Origin of the sequence: Actinomadura sp. DC4 (assembly GCF_030406325.1) — a bacterium.
In the GTDB taxonomy this organism is placed as follows: Bacteria; Actinomycetota; Actinomycetes; order Streptosporangiales; family Streptosporangiaceae; genus Actinoallomurus.
Map to the genome: position 1 here is coordinate 39,282 of NZ_JAUEQY010000030.1, position 20,177 is coordinate 59,458.

The following is a 20,177-nucleotide window of genomic DNA, read 5'->3' on the forward strand; positions in this document are numbered from 1 at the left end:
ACGGGCGAGCGTCCTCCGCAGGGCCGAGCCGAACGGCCTGCCCGGCATCGGGCAGGCGTCCTCGAGACGCGGGTGTCAGGACCGGTTGTCGTTCTGGTCGCGGTTCTGGTCCTGGTCGTCACCGCCGCCGCCGCGGCCGCCGAAGCGGGAGAAGATCTTCTCGCCCATGTTGACCGCGCCCTCGGCGGCACCCTTCACGACGCCGATGAACGGGTCGGAGCTGCGGTCCCACGACTCGCGGTAGGCCTTCGCGGCGTTCTTGATCTCCTCGGAGACCGAGGCGGTGGAGTCGTCGGAGCGGCGCTCGTAGTCGCCGGACAGGATGCGCCGGTAGCCGCCGTCGGCCGCCCAGTGCTCCAGCTCGACGAACCGCACCACGGCGTAGGGGTGCGAGCGGGTCAGCAGGTTGAGGAACTTCAGCAGCCCGTCGCGTACGTCGCCGGCCGCGTCGTACTCGCGTGCCTGGTCGCGGAACGCCTCGGCGTCCATCTCGGTGAGCTTGCCGCCACCGGCGATCTTCATGAGGGCGCGCTTGGCGGCGTCGACGTCCTGCCCGGCGAGCAGCCCCGCCCGGTCGGCCGACAGCTCGGACTTGCGCTGCCACTCGTTGAGGCCCATGAGGATCGCGGAGATGGCGATGTTGCCGAACGGCAGCCACGCCAGCCGCGCGCCCAGGCTCGTGAGGATGAGCGCCATCGTGCGGTAGACCGCGTGCCCGGACAGGATGTGCCCGACCTCGTGCGCGACGACGAACCGCAGCTCCTCGTCGTCGAGGAGGTCCACCAGGCCGGTGTTGAGGACGATGAACGGGTGGTCGGTGCCGATCGCCATGGCGTTGGGCACCGGGTCCTGCACGACGTACAGCTCCGGAACCTCGGGCAGGTCGAGGATGTAGGCGCTGTCCCGCACCATGTCGTTGATGTTGCGGAACTGCGTCTCGCCCGCCCGTACGCTCCCGCCGAGGAACATCAGCCGGATCGCGCGCTCGCTGAAGAGCCCCGCCAGGCGCTTGAGGACGGTGTCGAAGCCCGACAGCGACCGGAGCGCGACGAGCGCCGACCGGTCCGCGGGATGTTCGTAGGCCCGGGAGCTGATGCCCGGAAAGCGGGTGCGTGATCGGTCAGGAGTGTTGCTCGTCATGTCCGGCATGCTATTTCCGACGAGCTCAGGCCCACCAGGGTTCCCCTTGCGCCGTCGGGTGGCCCGGGGGTCTACTCCCGTCTATGGCGGAGGCGTACGGGCCCGGGCCCGAGGAGACGATGTCGCGGGACGAACGGGCCACGGTGCAGCAGGCCCGGCTCCGCGGGCTGGTCGACCGGCTGGTCGCGGCGAGCGGGGCGCAGGGCGAACGCCTGCGCGAGGCCGGCGTCACCGGCGGCGCGGACATCGAGCTCGGCGACCTGGCCAAACTGCCCTTCACCACGAAGCAGGACCTGTGGGACTCCTACCCTCACGGGATGCTCGCGGTGCCGATGCGCGACGTCGTCGCGGTGCACGGCTCCAGCGGGTCGCGCGGCCGGCCCACGCTCGTCGCGTACACACGCGGCGACCTGGACCTGTGGGCGGCGATGTGCGCGCGGTCGCTGGTCTGCGCCGGCGCCGGGCCCGGCAGCGTGGTGCACAACGCGTACGGCTACGGCCTGTTCACCGGCGGCCTCGGCATCCACCAGGGCGCGATCGCGCTCGGCGCCACCGTCGTGCCGATGTCCGGCGGCATGACCGAGCGTCAGATCCGGCTGATCGCCGACCTGCGGCCCGACATCCTGACCTGCACGCCCTCCTACGCCGTACGGCTCGGGGAGGCGGCGCGCGACGCCGGGATCTCACTCCATCTCAAGGCCGGGCTGTTCGGGTCCGAGCCGTGGTCGGAGGAGCTCCGCACCACGATCGAGGACCTCCTCGGCCTGGCCGCGCTCGACATCTACGGCCTCTCGGAGATCATCGGGCCCGGAGTGGCGACCGAGTGCCTCCAGCGCAGCGGCCTCCACGTCAACGAGGACCACTTCCTCGTCGAGACGGTCGATCCCGAGGGCGTGCCGGTGCCGGATGGCACACCGGGAGAGCTGGTGTTCAGCACGCCGCGTGAGGCGATGCCGCTGCTGAGGTACCGCACCGGGGACGTCGCCTCGCTCTCGCACGCCCCCTGCGCCTGCGGCCGCACGCTCGTACGGATGAGCAAGGTGCTCGGCCGCCGCGACGACATGCTCGTCATCCGCGGGGTGAACGTCTATCCGCGCGAGATCGAGGCGGTCCTCCTGCGGCACGCCGCGCCGCACTACCAGGTGATCGTCGACCGCCGGGCCACGATGCCGCGCCTCATCGTGGCGTGCGAGGAGGCGGACGAGACCCTCGGCCAGGCGCTCTCCGCCGAGCTCGGCCTGTCGTGCGACGTACGGGTCCTGCCGGCCGGGACCGTACCCCGTGTTGAGATCGGCAAGGCCGTACGCGTCGTCACCTGGGAGTCCGGCCCGCCGCCGCTGCCGGGACTGTGAATTTCCGGGGACGAACTCCCAATTTCTCGTGATTCGGGCGGATACTCTCCTTCAGATGCTGTAGTCGGGGAGCCTGAGGCGGGCACGTGAACGGTGGACAGGACGGCGGGTACCCGCCACCGGCGGGCGGCCAGTGGCCGGGCCAGGGACAGCCGCCGTACGGCGGGCAGGACCCTTACGGCGCGCCGAGCTACGGCCCCCCCGGGCCGTACGGCGGAGGTTTCGGCACCTCGCAGTACGGCGGGACGCAGTACGGGCCGGTCATGGAACCGCCGAAGAAGGGCCGTACGGGCCTGATCGTCGGGCTGGCCGTCGGCGCCGTGCTCGTCGTGGGCGGCGCCGTCGCGCTGGTCGCGCTGGTCGCGTCCGGAGACGACAAGAAGCCGGCCGCGGCGACCTCGTCGGCCACCGCGGCGCCGAGCACCTCGCCGTCCACGGTCGACGCGGGCCTGCCCCACTCGATCGTCGTGCCGAAGACCGTCGGCGACTACCAGCAGCTCACGGGGAGCGTCGCCGACCGCCTCGCCTCGACCATGCGCAAGTCGATGGGCGACTCGCAGGGCGCCTATGCCGAGGCGTACGCCAAGGCCAAGATCGCCATCTACGCGAAGAACGGCGACTCCGCCCGCCCGCTGATCTTCGTGGGCATGTCGGGGAACGACAGCCCGGCGATCGCCAACGAGCTGAAGTCGCGTACGCCGTCGGAGGAGGTCGACTCGACCTTCCTCGGCATGGGCCTCGGCGACGCCAAGGACTATCCGCCCGGGCCCCTCGGCGGCGTGCTCCGCTGCGGTACGGGACCGCTCGGGGGCGGCACCGCCGTCGCCTGCGCGTGGGCGGACTCCTCGACGGTGGGCGCCGTGCTCACGCCGCAGGGCGGCAGTCCCGCGTCGCTGGCGGGCACCACGCTCGACCTGCGGAACGCGGCCGAGCGCTGAGGGCACGTGCCGTACGGAGGGGCGAGCCACGGGACCGTCGGTGCCGCTGGTTAGGGTCGCGCCATGAGCACCGATGGGCAGGTCCGCCGCCTCGGGGTCATGGGCGGCACGTTCGACCCGATCCACCACGGGCACCTGGTGGCCGCCAGCGAGGTGGCCCACCTGTTCGCGCTGGACGAGGTCGTCTTCGTGCCGACCGGCCAGCCGTGGATGAAGGAGGGCCGCAAGACCTCGGCGGCCGAGGATCGTTACCTCATGACGGTGATCGCGACCGCGTCCAACCCGGCGTTCTCGACGAGCCGCGTCGACGTCGAGCGCCCCGGGAAGACTTACACCATCGACACGTTGCGTGAGATGCGCGAAATACACGGGCCGGGCGTGGAGTTGTTCTTCATCACCGGAGCCGACGCACTAGGCGAGATACTGAGCTGGCGTGACGCGGACGAGCTCTTCAACCTCGCGCATTTCATAGGCTGTACTCGTCCTGGCCACAACCTCGCCGACCCGGGCCTTCCCGGCGGCGGAGTGAGCCTGGTCGAGGTGCCCGCGCTGGCGATCTCATCGACCGAGTGTCGCGAGCGGGTACGGGCGGGGGAACCCGTGTGGTACCTCGTACCCGATGGAATCGTGCAGTACATCAATAAACGAGGGCTTTATCGTGACGACTGACGATGAAGTCCCGCAGGGAGGAACACGACAGCACCGTGACCGCATCCGAGAGGGCCACCCAGCTGGTCCAGATCGCCGCCGAGGCAGCGGCCGAAAAGCTGGCTGAGAACATCATCGCCTACGACGTGAGCGAGCAGCTCATCATCACGGACGCCTTCCTCCTCTGCTCGGCCGCCAACGACCGGCAGGTCCGGTCGATCGTGGACGAGATCGAAAAGCGCCTCCGCGAGGACGCGGACGCCAAGCCGGTCCGCCGCGAGGGCGAGCGCGAGGGCCGCTGGGTGCTCCTGGACTACGCCGACATCATCGTGCACATCCAGCACGAGGAGGACCGGGTCTACTACGCCCTGGAGAGGCTCTGGAAGGACTGCCCGGAGATGGCACTGCCCGAGGACGTCCACGCCCACGTGGCACAGCGCGTACGGGCGGGGGAGGGCCAGTGAGCACACGCAAGATCGTCCTGTGGCGGCACGGCCAGACGACCTGGAACGTCGAGCGCCGCTTCCAGGGCACGACGGACATCCCCCTGGACGAGACGGGGGTGGAGCAGGCCGCCCGCTCCGCCCGCCTGCTCGCCGCCCTCGAGCCGGCCGCGATCGTGGCCTCCCCGCTCCGCCGCGCCGCCGCGACCGCCCAGGCCCTGAGCGAGGTCACGGGCCTGGAGGTCACCCACGACCAGGACCTGATCGAACGCTCCGGCGGCGCGTGGGAGGGCCTCACCAACCACGAGATCCGCACGCGTTACCCGGCCGAGCACGCCATCTGGCAGCCGCCGGGCGGGGAGGACGTCGAAGAGGTGGCGAAGCGCTTCGCCGCGGCCGTGGAGCGCGCCCTCGAACGCGTCCCGGACGACGGCCTGCTGGTCATGGTGTCCCACGGCGCGGCCATCCGGATCGGCATGCTGGCCTGGCTGGGCTTTCCCGAGGAGCTGTGGGGCCGCTTCGGGGGTCTGTCCAACTGCTCCTGGTCCGTCCTGGAGGAGGGTCGCATCGGCTGGCGCCTGGCCGAACACAACGCGGGCACGCTGCCGGAGCCGGTCCTGAGCGACGACCGAGCGGCGAGCGACGGCTGAGATCGCCGGTGATTACAGGTCTGGCCGTAAGGTCCTATACACTGACGGGGCGTCGCAGGGAGACCTGAGGACGTGCGGGGCTATGGCGCAGTTGGTAGCGCGCCTCCATGGCATGGAGGAGGTCTGGGGTTCGAATCCCCATAGCTCCACTCGACCCTGGGCCGATGTGGTCGCCCTTTTACGGGCTTCCCCTTCGGTCCTCGTCATTTTTTCGGGGGGCGACCCCCCGAGCCCCCCGATGTGGGGGGCTGCGCCCCCCACAGCCCCTACGGGCTGGGGTTTGTGGGGGTGTTCGGGTTTTGGCGGTTTCGCCTCGATCTGGCTTTTGTTCGTGGTGATGGGTGCGTCGTTTCGGCCGCTTAGATCGCTTCGTGAGCACGCGGACTCCGATCCACCATGACTCGCCCTCTGTTGGGTGTCATCACGGTGACCTCAACGGGCTGGCCGGTCACCATCCTGGTCGGCTGACCATCGAGCAGCAGACCAGTGACGATTGGGTGGAGCGGGCCAGGCTGCGCGGGAGCAGTAGCTTTTGTAGAAGCCGCAGCCTTCTCCGTTGAGGAGACCACCTGGCCCCGAACCTCTACCGGAATGGACAAGCCGTACTGGTTATGCCGCCTGTCCCTCGGCGGCACTGAATCAGCGCGACGACCGTGGCGAAAATGGGCACCCACGATATGTCTCTGATGTGGAGATACGGCTGGTGGGATGAGCCGCTTTCGGCGGCGTTCGTCATCGCCGGGGAGAGGAAGGGTGTGCGCCGTCGGCGCGGTCAGTCTGAGGGGCTCGGTCGTGAGAGCCTCGCGGCCCGTGCTTGAGAGCCGGTAGTGGCGGCGGAACCTTCCCTGCGACCTCCTTGCGGTCGCGCGTGATGAGGCCGTTCCAGGCCGGGCGGTCCAGGGTGCCCGGACCCCAGCCCGACCTGCCCGTCCGACGGTTCCCGAGCCACCGGTGGGCGGCCCGGGGCGGTGGTCGCCCCACTTGGGGGTCGATCGTCCATCTCGGCGTGCTCCATGCCCGGCGCGAGAACGGCGGGCGTCCTTTTTCCGAACCCGCGGCAGAATTTCCGCGACACGCATACAGGAGATAGGGAGAAATCGCCCGAGCCGTACGACTAATCTACGAAGGCGAGAAATGTGGAGGTAACGGCCTGATGTCAAAAACCCGCGAGTCCGCCGGCTTCCATCCTGGGACGCCGAACGAGGCGCGTGTGATCGACTACCTGCTGGGCGGCAAGGACAACTTCGCCGCCGACCGGGAGGCCGCCGAACATGCCCTCGCGGTCGCGCCCGAACTGCCCATGATGGCGCGGGAGAGCCGTAAGTTCCTCGGCCGTGCCATCCGGTTTCTCGTGGCCCAGGGGGTACGGCAGTTCATCGACATCGGCTGCGGCCTGCCCACGCAGGAGAACGCGCACGAGGCCGCGCAGGAGGCCGACCCGGACGCACGTGTGGTCTACGTCGACTTCGATCCGGTCGTGGTCACCCACGCTCGCGCCATCCTGGCGAACAACGCCCGGGTAACCGTCGTCCAGGCGGACATGCGCGACCCCGACGTCATCCTCGGGCATCCGCACCTCACCCGGCTCATCGACCTCGGCGAACCCGTCGGGGTGCTGCTCATAGCGGCGCTCGCGGCGATCCCCGAGGACGAGGTGGCCCTGGACATCGTCGCGCGTCTTCGTCAGGCGATCGTGCCGGGTAGCTGGATGGTGATCTCGCATCCGATCTCCGACGGCCGTGCCGAGATGACCAAGAAGCTCTCGACCCTGTTCCAGGACCGGGAGATCGTCAAGGGCTCCAGGCGCCGGAGTGACCTGCGGACGTACGCGGAGATCGAGCCGTACTTCGACGGGCTCGAACTGGCCGGGCCCGGCATCGTCCGCACCCCCGCGTGGCGTCCCGGCCGGGGCGAGCCCAGTGTCCACCCCGAGTCCGTCTGGTCGGTCGCCGGAGTCGGCCGAAAACTTTAATCAAGCCCATTCCGTTCATTCGACCGCAACCCGGTCTGGGTGCCGTAAATCCGTGGCGCCCGCCCATCAAATGGGAGAACGATGTACTCGCGGATCGCGATTGGTGTGGTCATTCTCGTCGCCGGGTGCGGCGGGGGTTCCACGCATCATCGGGCGCAGTCCTCGCAGGTCTCCTCCCCGGCGGCCGTGGCGTCCAAGACGGTGGAGGCGCCGCTCACGGCGGCGGACGGCACGCGCCTCGGAGCCTGTCGCAAAGGGCGGTGCGAGGTCCTCGTCGCGCCCGGCGACAAGATCACTCCACCCGCCCGGTACGGCCTGCAGGTCATAACCGTCAAGTCCGTCTCCAGCGGAGGCGTCAGCTATGTCGGTACCGGGCCGGGGATCACCCTGTCCTTCAGCGGGCAGCGCGCCGGGATGACCTCGTACATGAACCGCCTCGCCATCACCACGGTGGCGGTCCGCGACGGCAAGGCGGTCGCCCGGTTCGCGCCCAAGTGATCGGCGAGAGCAAAGCTCGCAGTTCGGCAGATCTAAAGGTCAGATCTCGGCAGATCTAAAGCCGCACTGCTACCATCGCCTCGTGCGCAAGGCGACGGACTACGTACCCCGGCAGGCCGCCGAGCTCATCACCGAGGCGATCGCCGACACCCGCGTCGTCGTCGTGAACGGCGCCCGCCAGGTCGGCAAGAGCACGCTGGCCGAGATGGTCCTGCGCCAGGAGAAGAACGGCGTCGCGCGGTTCCTCGACGATCCCGTCACGCGGGCCGCCGCCATCGAGGATCCCGTACGGTTCGTCCGCCATGACGGTCTCATGCTCATCGACGAGGTCCAGCGCGTCCCCGACCTCTGGCTCGCGATCAAGCATCTCGTCGACCGTGACCCGCGCCCCGGCCGGTTCCTGCTGACCGGCTCCGCGCGCCTGCTCGCCCTGCGCAGCCTCCCGGACGCGCTGCCCGGCCGCTCGGAGACCATCGAGCTCTGGCCGCTGTCGCAGGGGGAGATCGACGGGGCACCCGACCGCTTCGTCGACGCGGCCTTCGCGTACGGCGCCGACCTCCGGGCCGCGCCGTCGGAGCTCCAGCGCAAGGACTACCTCGCCCGTACGGCACGCGGCGGCTACCCGGAGGCGCGGCGCCGCGAGTCGCCGCAGCGCCGGCAGCGGTTCTTCGAGGGCTACCTCTCGGACCTGCTGAGCCGCGACGTCAAGCAGGTCGCCGACATCGAGAAGGCGGGCGACATGCGCCGCCTCGTCGCGCTGCTCGCCGCCCAGACCGCCGGCCTGCTCAACGTCAACCGCCTCGCCGGGGAGCTCAGCATCACCGCGCCCACGGTCCGCAGCTACATCGAGATCCTGGAGACCGTTTACGTCATCCGGCTGATCCCGGCGTGGTCGCCGAACGCCACGAGCCGGGCGATCTCCACCCCCAAGGTCATCTTCGTCGACTCCGGGCTGGCCGGCTATCTGACGACGGGGGCGGTGACCGACGCCGCGCTCGGCGGCCGGCTGGAGAACTTCGCCCTCGGTGAGCTCGCCCGCCAGCTCACCTGGGCGCACACGCCCGCGCGGCTCTACCACTACCGCGACCGCGACCAGTACGAGGTCGACGGCGTGCTGGAGGACAACGCCGGCCGGGTCGTCGGGGTCGAGATCAAGGCCGCCGAGACCGTACGCGCCGACGACTTCCGTGGGCTGAAGCGCCTCCAGCGGCGGCTCGGCCCGCGCTTCCACGCCGGTTTCGTCCTCTACTGCGGCACCGAGTCGCTCAGCTTCGGCGACGGCCTGACCTGTCTGCCGATCTCCGCCCTCTGGACGGCAACGCCGAGCGCCTAGACGTCGGTGTCCGCCCGCGCGAACCGGTGGTACCCCACCACGCCGATGGTCTCCAGCACCGGACGGGGATCGTTCGGGAGGCAGGTCGAGGTGAGCACGCCGACGCGTGCGATCCGGGCGGTGATCGCGACGGTGCCGCCGCGGAGCCGGTCGACGCCCCGCACCCGCGGCGTCCAGGCGCCGAACAGGTCACCGGTGATCGGCCGGCGCGGGCTGACCAGGCCGCCGGAGCCCGCCATCCGGAAGGCCGTGTTCTGCGCGCCGGTCACCTCGATGCCGGCGACGGCGGTCCAGGACTCGATCGCCAGCGGCGTCTGCAGGCTCAGGCCCGCGATGTGCAGTTGGAACCGGACCGTCTGGCCCGCGACGGCCCGGTCGGGCAGCGCGGTCAGCGTGCCGCGGATGACGACGGGCCGGCTTCCGAGTACCGGGACCGTGCAGGTGTAGGCGGCCGCGAAGGTGTCCGCCCGCGCGGGCGCCTGCGTCGCGGTGGCGCCCGCGCCGCCGAGCGCGAGAACGGCCATGGCGTGAGTACTCAGTGACTTGATCATCTCTGCTGCTCCCCGTCGAGGTCGATCGCCCTCCCGAGGAGGACTCCCCGCGACGTCATCATGATCGCGGCGTGCGACGGGCCGTTTTTACCGGCGGCGGCCACGATCGCTACCCGGCGGTGGTGCGGAGAATCCGGTTGCCCGAGACGATCGGGGCTTCCTACGGTGGGAGCCATGACCTGCTACGCGAACATGGTGCGCCGTGTCCGGCTCCGGGCACTCGAGGCGCCTGGGGATGGCATCCGCGGCGCGGGGCATGGCGCGCTGACCGCGCATCTGCTCGACGCCGGCGCCCGGGTGATCGCCGTGGAGCCGCATCCGGGACGGGCCCGGCGGCTGGAGAGCCGGTTCGCCGGGGCCGAGATCACCGTCGTACGGGCCGACGCGCGGGAGCTGCGGCTGCCGAACCGGCCCTTCCTCGTCGTGGCCGGCCCGCCGTACGGGATCTCCAGTCCGCTGCTGCGGCCGCTCCTCGCGCCGCGCTCGCGGCTGGTCGCCGCCGACCTCGTCCTTCAGCGCGCGGTGGTCCGGAGGTACGCGAACCGGTCGGGCGGCCGGTGGGATCTGCGGGCCGGCCGGTCGCTGCCGCGCCACGCCTTCCGGCCTCCGCCCAGGGGCGACTCGGCCGTGCTGGTCGTACGGGTCAGGAGGTGAGGCCGAGCTCGCCCGCGCGCAGACCGGCCTGGAAGCGCGAGTCGGAGTCGAGGGCCTTCATGAGCTCGGCGACCCGCCGGCGGTAGGTGCGCAGGGAGATGCCCATGCTCCGTGCGGCGGCCTCGTCGGTGAGGCCCGCGCTGAGCGTGCGCAGGATCGCCCGTACGTCCGGGGTGATCATCGGCAGGTCCTGCCGGTCGGGGAGCGGGACGGCCCCGTGCCAGCTCGCGTCGTACAGCGCGTACACGCCGTCGATCAGCGCCGGCGACGTCGTCACGGTGAACTCCCGGTCGCCCGGCACGCCGAGCCCGGCGAGGATCATGACGCGCCGGTCGATGATGATCGTCTCGTGCGGCAGGCCGGCGTCGCAGATGCGCACCTGGGCGCCGGCGGTGAGCAGTTGCAGCAGGTGCGTGCGCTGGACCTCTTCGGCCAGCGCGGCCGACGTGTAGAGCTTGCGTACGCTCACGCCGCCCTGGATCGTCGTCCGCATGCGGGTCGCGATGTCGGTCCGCGCCCCCGGCTGTGACCAGGTGTTCATGTCCGTCGCGGCGCAGAGGAACTCCTCTTTCACCCCGGAGAACAGGTGCCCGGCGCGCTGGGCGAGCTCGGCCTCGCCGCGGACCTTGAAGACCTGATCGCTCGGCATGACCCGAGTGTATGCGGCTGGCAGGTTGCTGCCAGCGGATGGTCCACGGACCGCCGGAGCAGCAGTGTGGGGCCCATGACGAACCTGACGAACAACCCGGCCGGCGACTTCGAACTCGGTGGTGACCTGCGGGTCGACCGGATGGGCTTCGGCGCGATGCGCCTGCCCACCGGCACCTTCGCCGGCCCGCCGCGCGACCCCGAGACCGGCATCGCGGTCCTGCGCCGCGCGGTCGAGCTCGGCGTGAACCACATTGACACCGCCGGCTTCTACGCGCGCGGTGACGTCGAGGCCAACGACCTGATCCGCCGCGCGCTCGCCCCGTACCGCGAGGACCTGGTGATCGCGACCAAGGTGGGGCCGCTGCGCGGACCCGACGGCCTGCCGGCCTACCAGGCGACGCCGGACCAGCTGCGCGGCCTGGTGGAGGACGACCTGCGCACGCTCGGCCTGGACCGGCTGGACCTGGTCTACCTGCGGATCGGCGGCATGACGATGGACCGGGACGAGTCGCTCGCCGAGCGGTTCGCGGTACTCGCCGAGCTCCGGGAGGAGGGCCTGATCCGGCACCTGGGCGTCAGCAACGTGGGCCCGGAGCAGTTCGCCGAGGCTCGGTCGGTCGCCCCGGTCGCGGCGGTGCAGAACCACTTCCACGTGCACCACCCCGCCGACGCCGACCTGCTGCGGCAGTGCGAGGAGCTCGGGGTGGCGTGGGTGCCGTTCTTCCCGCTGGGCGGCGGCGACCGGCCGCTGGAGGCCGAACGCCTGGGCAAGGTGGCCGCGCGGCACGGCGCCACCGCCGCCCAGGTCGCGCTGGCCTGGCTGCTGGAGATCTCCCCGGCCATGCTCCTCATCCCGGGCACCGGTTCACTGGAGCACCTGGAGGAGAACGTCGCCGCGGCCGGCCTCGAGCTGACCGCCGACGACCTCGCCGAGCTGAAAGGCTAGGCGGCGGCCTCGTGGCGTCCGGGCTCGGCGGTCTCGCGGGCGAGGACGTCGCGGAGCGCGGCGGCGGTGCGTTCCGGGGCCAGGTCGGTGACGTAGGCGCCCGCGGCGAGTTCGCTGCCGGCCAGGAACTTGCGCCGCGTCGCGGTCCGGTACGGCGGCGACAGCTCCAGATGCAGGTGGCTGACGTCGCCGTGCCCCGGGGCGGCCGGCTCCTGGTGCACGGCCATGACGTACGGCATGGAGAAGCCGAACAGGCCGTCGTAGGCGACCAGGACCTGCTTCAGGACGCGCGCCAGGTCGTCGCGTTCCGGCGCGGTCAGCGACGGCAGCGCGGGCGCGTGCCGGCGGGCGCTGATGTAGACCTGGTACGGGAACCGTGCCCAGAACGGCACGTACGCGGCGAACGCCGAGCCCCGGACGACGCACCGCTCGGAGTCCTCCTCACGTACGCCGACGTCGCACCACACGCACGAGCCGTGCTCGTCGCGGTACCTCCGGGCGGCCGCGATCTCCTGCGCGGGGATCGGCGGGATGTCCGGGTAACCGTAGATCTGGCCGTGCGGGTGGTTGAGCGTGACGCCGATCTCCTCGCCCTTGTTCTCGAACGGGAACACGTAGCCGACCTCCGGCCGCCGCCCGAGCTCGGTCGTGCGGTCCGCCCACACGTCGACGAGGGCGCGCAGCCGGGCGGCGGGCAGGGCGGTCAGCGTCGCATCGTGGTCGCTGGTGAACACCACGACCTCCGCGTGGCCCGCGGCCGGGGCGACCGGCGTCAGGTCATCGCCCGCGACGGACGGCTCCGGAGGCTCGGCCGTGAACGAGGGGAACCGGTTGTCGAAGGCGACCAGCTCGTAGTCGGCGGCGGCGATCTCGGTCGCCGGCCGGCCGGGCGCGGTGGGGCAGAGCGGGCACTGGTCGGCCGGCGGCAGGAACGTACGGTTCTGCCGATGAGTCGCGAAGGTGACCCACTCACCTCTCGTGGGGTCATATCTCCGCTCTGTCATGCGTCCTCCTTCGTCGGAGAAGCGACCGGGTCGGCTGTGTTGTCGATTCCCTCGCTCCGCTCGGTCATGGGGCCTCCCGGCCGGCGTAGTAGGTGATGGCGCGGCCGTCGGCGAGGTGGCCGTGGTCGGCGCGCAGGCCCGGTCCGGGCGCGGCGAGGTGGCGGAGCAGGTCCGCGAGCACCGCAGCGGCCATCGGGTCGCCCTCGCGTACGGCCGTGGCCAGCGGGAACTGGCACACGATCAGCCGGCCCGGCCCGACCCGTGTCTCCCCGACGACGGTGCCCGCGATCTCGTCCGGGAACGGCTTCCACATCCCGGCCACCACCAGCGGTGCGTCCCCGAGGCGGGTCCAGACCGTGTCGGGGACGATCGCCATGGGCTCGGTGGTCAGCACCGTGGCCGGCGGCAGCGACGGCAGCGCCAGCTCCCCGGTGGTGAACAGGAACGGGGTGGACCCCCAGGCGGTCGCGACGTCGGTCAGCGCCGCCGGGATCGGCAGGTGCCGCGCCCGGTCCGCGCCCTGGGCCAGTACGAGCACCGATCCGCCGGCGGCCAGCGTCTCCCCGACCGCTGCTCCGGTCTCGGCGTCCAGCGCGTTCTCCGCGACGACGAGCGGTGCCGACGGGTCCGCTGAGACCGAGGCGCCCGCGAGCGCGTCCGCCCCGGCGAGCCGTACCGGCACCCGCGCGGGCTCGGCGGCGACGACGTGCAGCGGATAGCGGTTGGCCGCCAGCGGGCCGCCGGGCCCGACGAGGCGGACGACCAGCTCGTGCGTTCCGGTCACCTGCGGCGCAGGCACGCGGACCGTCGCGACCTCCGACGCCGTGTGCGCGGGCAGGTCCACCGGGCCGTATCGCACGGTACGGCCGCGCAGCACGACCTCCAGCGTCACACCGCGCAGCGCCGGCCCGTCATTGGCGACCGACACGGGAAGCTCGACGGCCGAGCCGGCGGCGGCGGTCCAGGCGGTCCGCGCGACGATCGGCAAGACGTCCGCGCAGGCGAGCGCGACCTCGGCGAGCGCGGCGGGCTTGCCCGCGCGCTCCAGGTCCCACAGGCCGTTGAACTCGTGCGGCACGTCGGTGAGCTCGGTCAGGCACCAGCCCGCGACGCCGTCCTGGCGGCGGACCAGCTCGATCTGCAGCCGGTCGGCCAGCCCCTGGTACCTCTGGGTGCCCTCCACGAACGCCGCGACCGTGCCCGGCCAGGGCGTGCGCTCGATCGCCTTGGTGAGCACGTCGCCGTACCACCAGAACGGCGCGTCCTCGCGCGGCTCCAGCGAGGGCAGCCCCCAGTCGCCGAACTCGCTCAGCAGGAACGGCCGAGGCGAGGCCGCCCACGGCGCCGTCTTGTCCGCCAGCCCGGTCAGGTACGCGCTGGACAGCCGGCCGTACCAGTGCGCGGTGAGGATCGGGCTCGCGAAGACGTGGTCCGGGTCCGGGTCGACCCAGTCGTTCTCGATCACCGGCCGCGTGGGGTCGGCCTCGATCACCGCCGCGTACATCCGCCGGGCGAACCCCGCGTACCCCTCGCTCGTACGCGAGGGCCCGTGTTCGAGCCCGAGCTCGTTCATGGCCGACCAGAGGACGATGCTCGGATGGCCGCGGTCGCGGCGCACCTGCTCGGTCGCCGCGGCGGCACACCGGTCGGCGACCTCTCCGGAGAAGCCCAGCTCCGCGTGGGCGATCGGCTCGGCCACCGGGATGTCGCAGTGCAGCAGCATGCCGAGTTCGTCGCACACGTCGAGGTAGACCGGGTCGAACGCCTTGATGTGCAGCCGCAGCGTGTTGAGCCCCAGCCGCTTGGCGGCGGCGACCTCGGCGACGATCGCCGCGCGGTCCGGCTCGGCGTACAGCGTGCCGGCGTAGAAGCCCTGCACGAGCGCGCTGCGCATCCGGTACGGCGCGCCGTTCAGCAGGAACCGGTCGCCCTCGATCGCGATCGTCCGCAGCCCGAACCGCGTCGTGCGCTCGTCGCTGACCCGGCCGGCGACGGTGACGCTCGTCCGCGCGTGGTGCAGCGCCGGCGCGTCGGGCGACCAGCGTTCGGCGCGGGACGGGCCGAAGGCGAGGACGACGGCGCGCCGTCCGCCCGGCGGCAGCACGACCTCCTCCTCACGGACGTCGCCGTGGACACCGGTGCGCACGCGGGCGGTGACCGGCCCGGTGGCGCGGTTGGACAGCTCGGCGGTGACCGTGAGCGCTTCTGGATCGCCGTTGACGAACACGTCGTCGATGGCCACCGGGCCGTGGCGGCGCAGGGTCACCGGCTGCCAGATCCCGCCGTACGTGAGGTAGAGGCTCGGCGGGCTGGGGAACGCCTGGTTCGCCCAGCCCTGCTTGCCGTGCGCGGTCCGCGTGTGCTCCGGGTCGGTCAGCGCGTGGTCGGTCACGCGTACGGCCAGGACGTTGTCACCGGCGGTCAGCGCGTCGCCCGGGTCGAGCTCGAACGGCGTGAACGCGCCCAGGTGGCCGCCGAGACGGACGCCGTTGAGGTACACCTCGGCGGCGTCCATGACGGCGCCGAAGCGCAGCGTCCAGTGGCCTGATGGATCCGGGCAGGCGAAGGTCCGCCGGTACCACACCACGCCGTCCAGGCCGGGGTCGATCTCGGCCTCCCACAGTCCCGGCACGGTGACCGGCCGCGCGGGGGCGCCCGCGAGCCCATCGATCCCGGGGTCGCCGGGGATCAGGTCCCAGGTGCCGTCCAAGCGCTCCTGCATCTCTTTCCTTCAGTGGTCAGACGGATAGGCGGATGACGTTCCACGACACCGGCGGCAGCTCGACGAGCAGCGGCTCGCCGGGCCGTACCGGGAGCTCGGCGCGTCGGGGCGTCACACGTTCCGGTTCGGCGGCGGTGTTGGCGGCGGTCCGGTCCTCGTCGGCGAGCACGATCCGCTCCGCCCCGGTGACGCCGGGGAAGGCGCGCAGGTCGAGGGTGAGGCCGATGGGCCCCTCGGTGTCGCGGTTGACCGCGAAGACCGTGACTCCCTCCTCGTCCTGGGTCGCCACCGCGTCGACGAGCGGCACGTCGCCGTACTTGGCGGTCTCCTGGCGCGGGGCGTCCAGGACGACCCGCAGCGCGTCGCCCTTCGCGTATGCCGCGGCGTGCGCGAAGGGGTGGAAGATCGTCTGCCGCCAGGCGGGGCCGCCCGGTTCGGTGCGGATCGGCGCGAGGAGGTTCGCGAGCTGCGCCTGGCAGGCGACGCCGACCCGGTCGGCGTGCTTGAGCAGCGAGATCAGCAGGCTGCCGACGACCACGGCGTCCGCGACGTTGAACAGGTCCTCGCTCATCCGGGGCGCCTGCTCCCACGTGCCGCCGGCGAAGTCGTCGGTGTACCAGACGTTCCACTCGTCGAAGGACAGCCGGATCCGCTTGGTCTTGCCGAGCTTGGCCCGTACGTGGTCGGCGGTGGCGACGACGCCCTCGATGAAGGCGTCCATGTCCACCGCCGAGGCGAGGAAGCTGGCCAGGTCGCCGTCCTGCCCGTAGTAGGCGTGCAGCGAGATGTAGTCCGCCTCGTCGTAGCAGTGCGACAGCACGGTCGCCTCCCAGCTGCCGAACGTCGGCATGTGGGCGTTCGAGCTGCCGCAGGCGACCAGCTCGATCGACGGGTCGACGAACTTCATCGCCTTGCCGGTCTCCTGCGCGAGACGGCCGTACTCCTCGGCCGTCTTGTGCCCGATCTGCCAGGGACCGTCCATCTCGTTGCCGAGGCACCACAGGCCGATTCCGTACGGCTCGCGCCGCCCGTTGGCCGCGCGCCGGTCCGACAGCGCGGTGCCGCCCGGGTGGTTGGTGTACTCCAGCAGGTCCACGGCCTCCTGGACGCCCCGCGTGCCCAGGTTGACCGCCATCATCGGCTCGACGTTCGCCCGGTCCGCCCAGGTCATGAACTCGTGCAGTCCGAAGGCGTTGGTCTCCAGCGACTGCCAGGCGAGATCCAGCCGGGCCGGCCGGTCCTCCACCGGCCCGACGCCGTCCTCCCAGCGGTAGCCGGAGACGAAGTTGCCGCCGGGGTAGCGGACCACGCTGACGCCCATCTCTCGGGTGAGCGCGAGCACGTCCTCGCGCAGGCCGTCGGCGTCGGCGGAGGGGTGGCCGGGCTCGTAGATCCCGGTGTAGACGCAGCGGCCCATGTGCTCGACGAACGAGCCGAACACCCGGGGGTGCACGGGACCGACGCGGAAGGCGGGGTCGAGGGTGAGGGTCGCGGTCTTCATTTCAGTCCCGTCGTGGCGATGCCCTGGATGAACTTGCGCTGCACGAAGAGGAAGGCGATCACGATCGGCAGGCTCGTGAGCGTCGCCCCGGCCATCACCACGCCGTACTGCGAGACGTGCTGCCCCATGAACAGGGCCAGCCCGGCGGGCAGGGTCTCCATCTTCGTGCTGGTCGTGAAGATCAGCGGCCACAGCAGGTCGTTCCAGTTGAACATGAAGTCGAACAGGGCGATCGTCAGCAGGGCCGGTTTGGACAGGGGAAGGATGATCCGCGCGTAGATCCGCCAGTCGCCGGCCCCGTCGATGCGGGCCGCCTCGTCGAGCGAGCGCGGGATGCCGAGGAAGAACTGGCGCAGGAAGAAGATCCCGAAGGCGTTCGTGGCCCGCGGGATGATCATGCCCGGATAGGTGTTCATCAGCCCGAGCCTGGCCACGATCTGGTAGATCGGGATCAGCGTGACCTGGTACGGGATCATCAGGAAGAGGATGACGGCGACGAACAGCACGCGCTTACCGGGGAAGTCCAGCCGGGCCAGCGCGAACGCCATCATCGAGTTGAACAGCAGCGAGAAGAGCGTGACCCCGCCGGCGAAGACCACCGAGTTGAGGAACTGGCGGGCGAACGGGATCTGCCGGGTCACCTCGCGGTAGTTGCTCCCGGTGAGGTGCTCGGGCAGGAGCTGCGCGGGATGGCCGGTGATGTCCGCCTCCGGCTTGACCGACGCGAAGAGCATCCACACGACCGGCAGCACGATGACGGCCACGGCCAGCACCAGGCCCGCGTACAGGAGCACACGACGCGTCATCAGTACTTCACCTGCCTGCGGCCGAAGTAGAAGTTCTGTACGAGGCTGATCAGGAAGACCAGGAAGACGAGGACCCACGCGGCCGCCGAGGCGTAGCCGAACTCAAAGTCCTTGAAGCCGGTGCGGTAGACGAGGTACACGAGGGTCTCGGTCTGGAAGAACGGCCCGCCGCGCGTCATCACGAAGATCTGGTCGAACGCCTGCAGCGAGGCGATCGCCGCGATGACGAACACGAACAGCGTGGTGTTCGACAGCAGCGGCCAGGTGATGTGCCGGAACCGCGCCCATGGGCCGGCGCCGTCGATCGCCGCCGCCTCGTAGTAGTCGGCCGGGATCGTGCCGAGCCCGGCGAGGTACATCACCATGTAGAAGCCGGTGTTCTTCCAGACCCCGACGAACATCACGTACGCCATCGCCCAGTTCGGGTCGTTGACGCCGTTGCCCATCGACAACCCGGCGTGTTCGAGCCAGCGCGGCAGCACCCCGATGTTGGGGTCGAGGACGAAGTCCCACGCGATGCCCATGACGCCGAAGGACAGCACGGCCGGCAGGAAGATCGCCGCGCGGAAGAACGACCGGCCGCGCAGGCGGCGGTGCAGCATCAGCGCGAACACCAGCGCCAGCCCGACCGCGACGGGTGTGACCACGGCCGCGTACACCAGCGTGTTGACCAGGTCGCCGCGGAAGGTCGCGTCCGCGAACAGCCTCCGGTAGTTGCCGAGGCCGACGAACGTCGACGGGGCGAACTGCGAGGCGTCGTAGAACGAGGTGCGCAGCGACCAGATCATCGGCCAGACGAGGAAGACGCCGAGGACGGCCACCGACGGCGCGATGAAGCCGTACGCGCTGAGGCGCCGCCGGACGCGCAGCGAGAGGCCGCCGCGCGCCCGGCTGGGGGATCGCCGCATGGACCGGTCAGCTCCCCGAGAGCAGCGACCGCAGCTGTCCCGCGCTCTGCTTGAGCACCGACGCGGGGTCGCCCTTGCCGTTGAGGATCTTCTCGAACGACGGGTCGATGACCTCGTTCTGCATCTGCGCGAACTTGATCTGGCCCGGCAGGAACGGCACGGCCTTCGGCGAGAACTGGGAGAACACCGCGACGTTGGGGTTCTTCAGGTCCGTGGCGCCGATGTCGGTACGGGTGGGCGGGAAGCCCGTCGTGTTGGCGAAGTAGATCTGGGAGTCGCGGGAGTTCCAGTACGAGAAGAACTCCTCGGCCGCCTTCTTCTTCGCACCGGTCGCGCGGCTGCCGAGCGAGAACTGCACGCTGTCGTCCAGCGTCGTCTGCGCCGCGGGGCCGGCGGGCACCATCGCGAGGCCGTAGTCGATCTTGGAGGAGTCCAGCGAGGAGGTCAGCCAGGGGCCGTTGATCTCCATCGCCGCGTCGCCGGCCTGCATCAGCTTGTCGGCGTCGGCGCCGGACGTGCCCACCGGCATGACGTGGTCGTTCCGGATCAGATCGGTCCACGTCGTCATGGCCTGGATCGACTGGGGGCTGTCCAGGGTCACCGTCTTGCCGTCCGCGGCGATCACCCCGCCGCCCTGTCCGGCCAGCAGGATCGGGATGCCTTCGACCGTCTCGTGCGTGCCCATTGTCAGCCCGTACTGCGCCGGCTTGCCGCCCGGGCCCTTGCCCTTGGTCAGCTTCTTCAGGTCGGCGATCCACTCGTCCCAGGTGGCGGGCGGTGCCGCGATGCCGGCCTGCTTGAACAGCTTCTTGTTGTAGTAGAGGAGCAGCGGGGTGAAGTTGGCCGGCAGGCCGTACTGCTTGCCGGCGTACAGCCCGGCCTGCACGGCGCCCGGCACGATCTTCGACTTGTCGATCAGACCGGCGGAGAACGCGTCGTCGAGCGGCTGGAAGACGCGCTTCGAGGCGTACTGGGCGACCTGGTTCGCGCTCATCGCGGTCATGTCCGGGCCCTTGCCGGCGCCGTACGCGGGCAGCAGCTTCTGGTAGAAGACGTCCCACGGCATGATCTGCATGTTCACGTGGATCTTCGGGTGTGCCGTGTTGAACTCCGACACGAGGTGCTCGACGCCTGGTCGGTCGCCTCCCGTGAAGCCGTTCCAGAACGACAGGGTGACCGTCTCGTCCGTCTTGTCCGACGAGCCGGACCCGCCACACGCACTTGCGGCGCCGAGCGCGGCGAGTGCGGCGAGAGCGACGAGCTTCCTGCGTAGGTCCACGCCATCCTCCAGTGGGGATGTGTACCGGCGCGGATGCCTGCCACCGAGCCGGGAGATATCGGGACCATACTCGCGAAGGTAATCGTTGTATACCCCTTCACCTGGAATCTCTTCTATCGTTCTTGCAGGTTCATGTCCATCGATGTACTAATCGATATACTCTCGCCCGACAAGCACCAGC

General features: G+C 70.8%; 19 protein-coding genes and 1 tRNA gene. 11 read left to right on the top strand and 9 right to left on the bottom strand.

Annotated elements, in window-relative coordinates:
- Positions 1 to 75 precede the first annotated feature (75 nt).
- Positions 76 to 1,140 carry a M48 family metallopeptidase gene (locus tag QWU11_RS36880; RefSeq protein ID WP_290119159.1) on the bottom strand — a complete coding sequence of 355 codons (1,065 nt, stop codon included), beginning with the start codon at positions 1,138 to 1,140 and terminating at the stop codon, positions 76 to 78.
- 83 nt (positions 1,141 to 1,223) lie between these two features.
- Between QWU11_RS36880 and QWU11_RS36885 the strand changes: the two genes are divergently transcribed.
- The 9 genes from QWU11_RS36885 to QWU11_RS36925 all read left to right on the top strand — a co-directional run bounded on the left by QWU11_RS36885 (position 1,224) and on the right by QWU11_RS36925 (position 8,974).
- Positions 1,224 to 2,492, top strand: a complete 1,269-nt coding sequence (locus QWU11_RS36885; protein ID WP_290119160.1) for a phenylacetate--CoA ligase — start codon at positions 1,224 to 1,226, stop codon at positions 2,490 to 2,492.
- 86 nt (positions 2,493 to 2,578) lie between these two features.
- Positions 2,579 to 3,430, top strand: a complete 852-nt coding sequence (locus tag QWU11_RS36890) for a hypothetical protein (protein ID WP_290119161.1) — start codon at positions 2,579 to 2,581, stop codon at positions 3,428 to 3,430.
- A gap of 63 nt (positions 3,431 to 3,493) precedes the next feature.
- Positions 3,494 to 4,099, top strand: a complete 606-nt coding sequence (nadD, locus tag QWU11_RS36895) for a nicotinate-nucleotide adenylyltransferase (protein ID WP_290119162.1) — start codon at positions 3,494 to 3,496, stop codon at positions 4,097 to 4,099.
- Positions 4,100 to 4,134: 35 nt separating this feature from the next.
- Positions 4,135 to 4,542, top strand: coding sequence for a ribosome silencing factor (gene rsfS / locus QWU11_RS36900; protein WP_290119163.1), 408 nt, complete (start codon positions 4,135 to 4,137; stop codon positions 4,540 to 4,542).
- Positions 4,539 to 5,171: a histidine phosphatase family protein gene (locus QWU11_RS36905; RefSeq protein ID WP_290119164.1), complete on the top strand. Its 633-nt coding sequence runs from the start codon at positions 4,539 to 4,541 to the stop codon at positions 5,169 to 5,171. Before rsfS ends, QWU11_RS36905 begins: the two co-directional genes overlap by 4 nt.
- A 76-nt stretch (positions 5,172 to 5,247) precedes the next feature.
- Positions 5,248 to 5,320 (top strand) — tRNA-Ala (locus QWU11_RS36910).
- A gap of 1,004 nt (positions 5,321 to 6,324) precedes the next feature.
- On the top strand, positions 6,325 to 7,143 hold the full coding sequence (locus QWU11_RS36915) for an SAM-dependent methyltransferase (RefSeq protein WP_290119165.1): 819 nt from the start codon (positions 6,325 to 6,327) through the stop codon (positions 7,141 to 7,143).
- A gap of 81 nt (positions 7,144 to 7,224) precedes the next feature.
- Positions 7,225 to 7,641: a hypothetical protein gene (locus QWU11_RS36920; RefSeq protein WP_290119166.1), complete on the top strand. Its 417-nt coding sequence runs from the start codon at positions 7,225 to 7,227 to the stop codon at positions 7,639 to 7,641.
- Between the two features lie 82 nt (positions 7,642 to 7,723).
- Positions 7,724 to 8,974 (top strand): ATP-binding protein, encoded by a 1,251-nt coding sequence (locus QWU11_RS36925; RefSeq protein WP_290119167.1) that lies wholly within the window; start codon positions 7,724 to 7,726, stop codon positions 8,972 to 8,974.
- Here QWU11_RS36925 and QWU11_RS36930 read toward each other — a convergent pair.
- Positions 8,971 to 9,525 (bottom strand): hypothetical protein, encoded by a 555-nt coding sequence (locus tag QWU11_RS36930; RefSeq protein WP_290119168.1) that lies wholly within the window; start codon positions 9,523 to 9,525, stop codon positions 8,971 to 8,973. The two genes, QWU11_RS36925 and QWU11_RS36930, sit on opposite strands and share 4 nt — an antisense overlap.
- 174 nt (positions 9,526 to 9,699) lie before the next feature.
- On the opposite strand from QWU11_RS36930, the gene QWU11_RS36935 reads away from it, so the two are divergent.
- Positions 9,700 to 10,179, top strand: a complete 480-nt coding sequence (locus QWU11_RS36935; RefSeq protein WP_290119169.1) for an rRNA adenine N-6-methyltransferase family protein — start codon at positions 9,700 to 9,702, stop codon at positions 10,177 to 10,179.
- Here QWU11_RS36935 and QWU11_RS36940 read toward each other — a convergent pair.
- Positions 10,169 to 10,828: a DNA-binding response regulator gene (locus QWU11_RS36940; RefSeq protein WP_290119170.1), complete on the bottom strand. Its 660-nt coding sequence runs from the start codon at positions 10,826 to 10,828 to the stop codon at positions 10,169 to 10,171. The genes QWU11_RS36935 and QWU11_RS36940 overlap by 11 nt on opposite strands.
- Before the next feature lie 75 nt (positions 10,829 to 10,903).
- Between QWU11_RS36940 and QWU11_RS36945 the strand changes: the two genes are divergently transcribed.
- Positions 10,904 to 11,776 (top strand): oxidoreductase, encoded by an 873-nt coding sequence (locus QWU11_RS36945; protein ID WP_290119171.1) that lies wholly within the window; start codon positions 10,904 to 10,906, stop codon positions 11,774 to 11,776.
- Here QWU11_RS36945 and galT read toward each other — a convergent pair.
- The 6 genes from galT to QWU11_RS36975 form a co-directional block, all read right to left on the bottom strand.
- A complete protein-coding gene (gene galT / locus QWU11_RS36950; protein WP_290119172.1) occupies positions 11,773 to 12,780 on the bottom strand; it encodes a galactose-1-phosphate uridylyltransferase in 1,008 nt (335 codons plus the stop codon). The two genes, QWU11_RS36945 and galT, sit on opposite strands and share 4 nt — an antisense overlap.
- A 64-nt stretch (positions 12,781 to 12,844) precedes the next feature.
- A complete protein-coding gene (locus QWU11_RS36955; protein WP_290119173.1) occupies positions 12,845 to 15,502 on the bottom strand; it encodes a glycoside hydrolase family 2 TIM barrel-domain containing protein in 2,658 nt (885 codons plus the stop codon).
- A gap of 16 nt (positions 15,503 to 15,518) precedes the next feature.
- Entirely contained in the window at positions 15,519 to 17,003 is a 1,485-nt protein-coding gene (locus QWU11_RS36960; protein ID WP_290119174.1) for an alpha-N-arabinofuranosidase, read from the bottom strand.
- Positions 17,000 to 17,809: a carbohydrate ABC transporter permease gene (locus tag QWU11_RS36965; RefSeq protein WP_290119175.1), complete on the bottom strand. Its 810-nt coding sequence runs from the start codon at positions 17,807 to 17,809 to the stop codon at positions 17,000 to 17,002. Before QWU11_RS36965 ends, QWU11_RS36960 begins: the two co-directional genes overlap by 4 nt.
- Entirely contained in the window at positions 17,809 to 18,717 is a 909-nt protein-coding gene (locus QWU11_RS36970) for a sugar ABC transporter permease (protein ID WP_290119176.1), read from the bottom strand. Before QWU11_RS36970 ends, QWU11_RS36965 begins: the two co-directional genes overlap by 1 nt.
- Positions 18,718 to 18,724: 7 nt before the next feature.
- Complete coding sequence (locus QWU11_RS36975; RefSeq protein ID WP_290119177.1) at positions 18,725 to 19,996, bottom strand: ABC transporter substrate-binding protein; 1,272 nt, start codon at positions 19,994 to 19,996, stop codon at positions 18,725 to 18,727.
- Between the last annotated feature and the right edge of the window lie 181 nt (positions 19,997 to 20,177).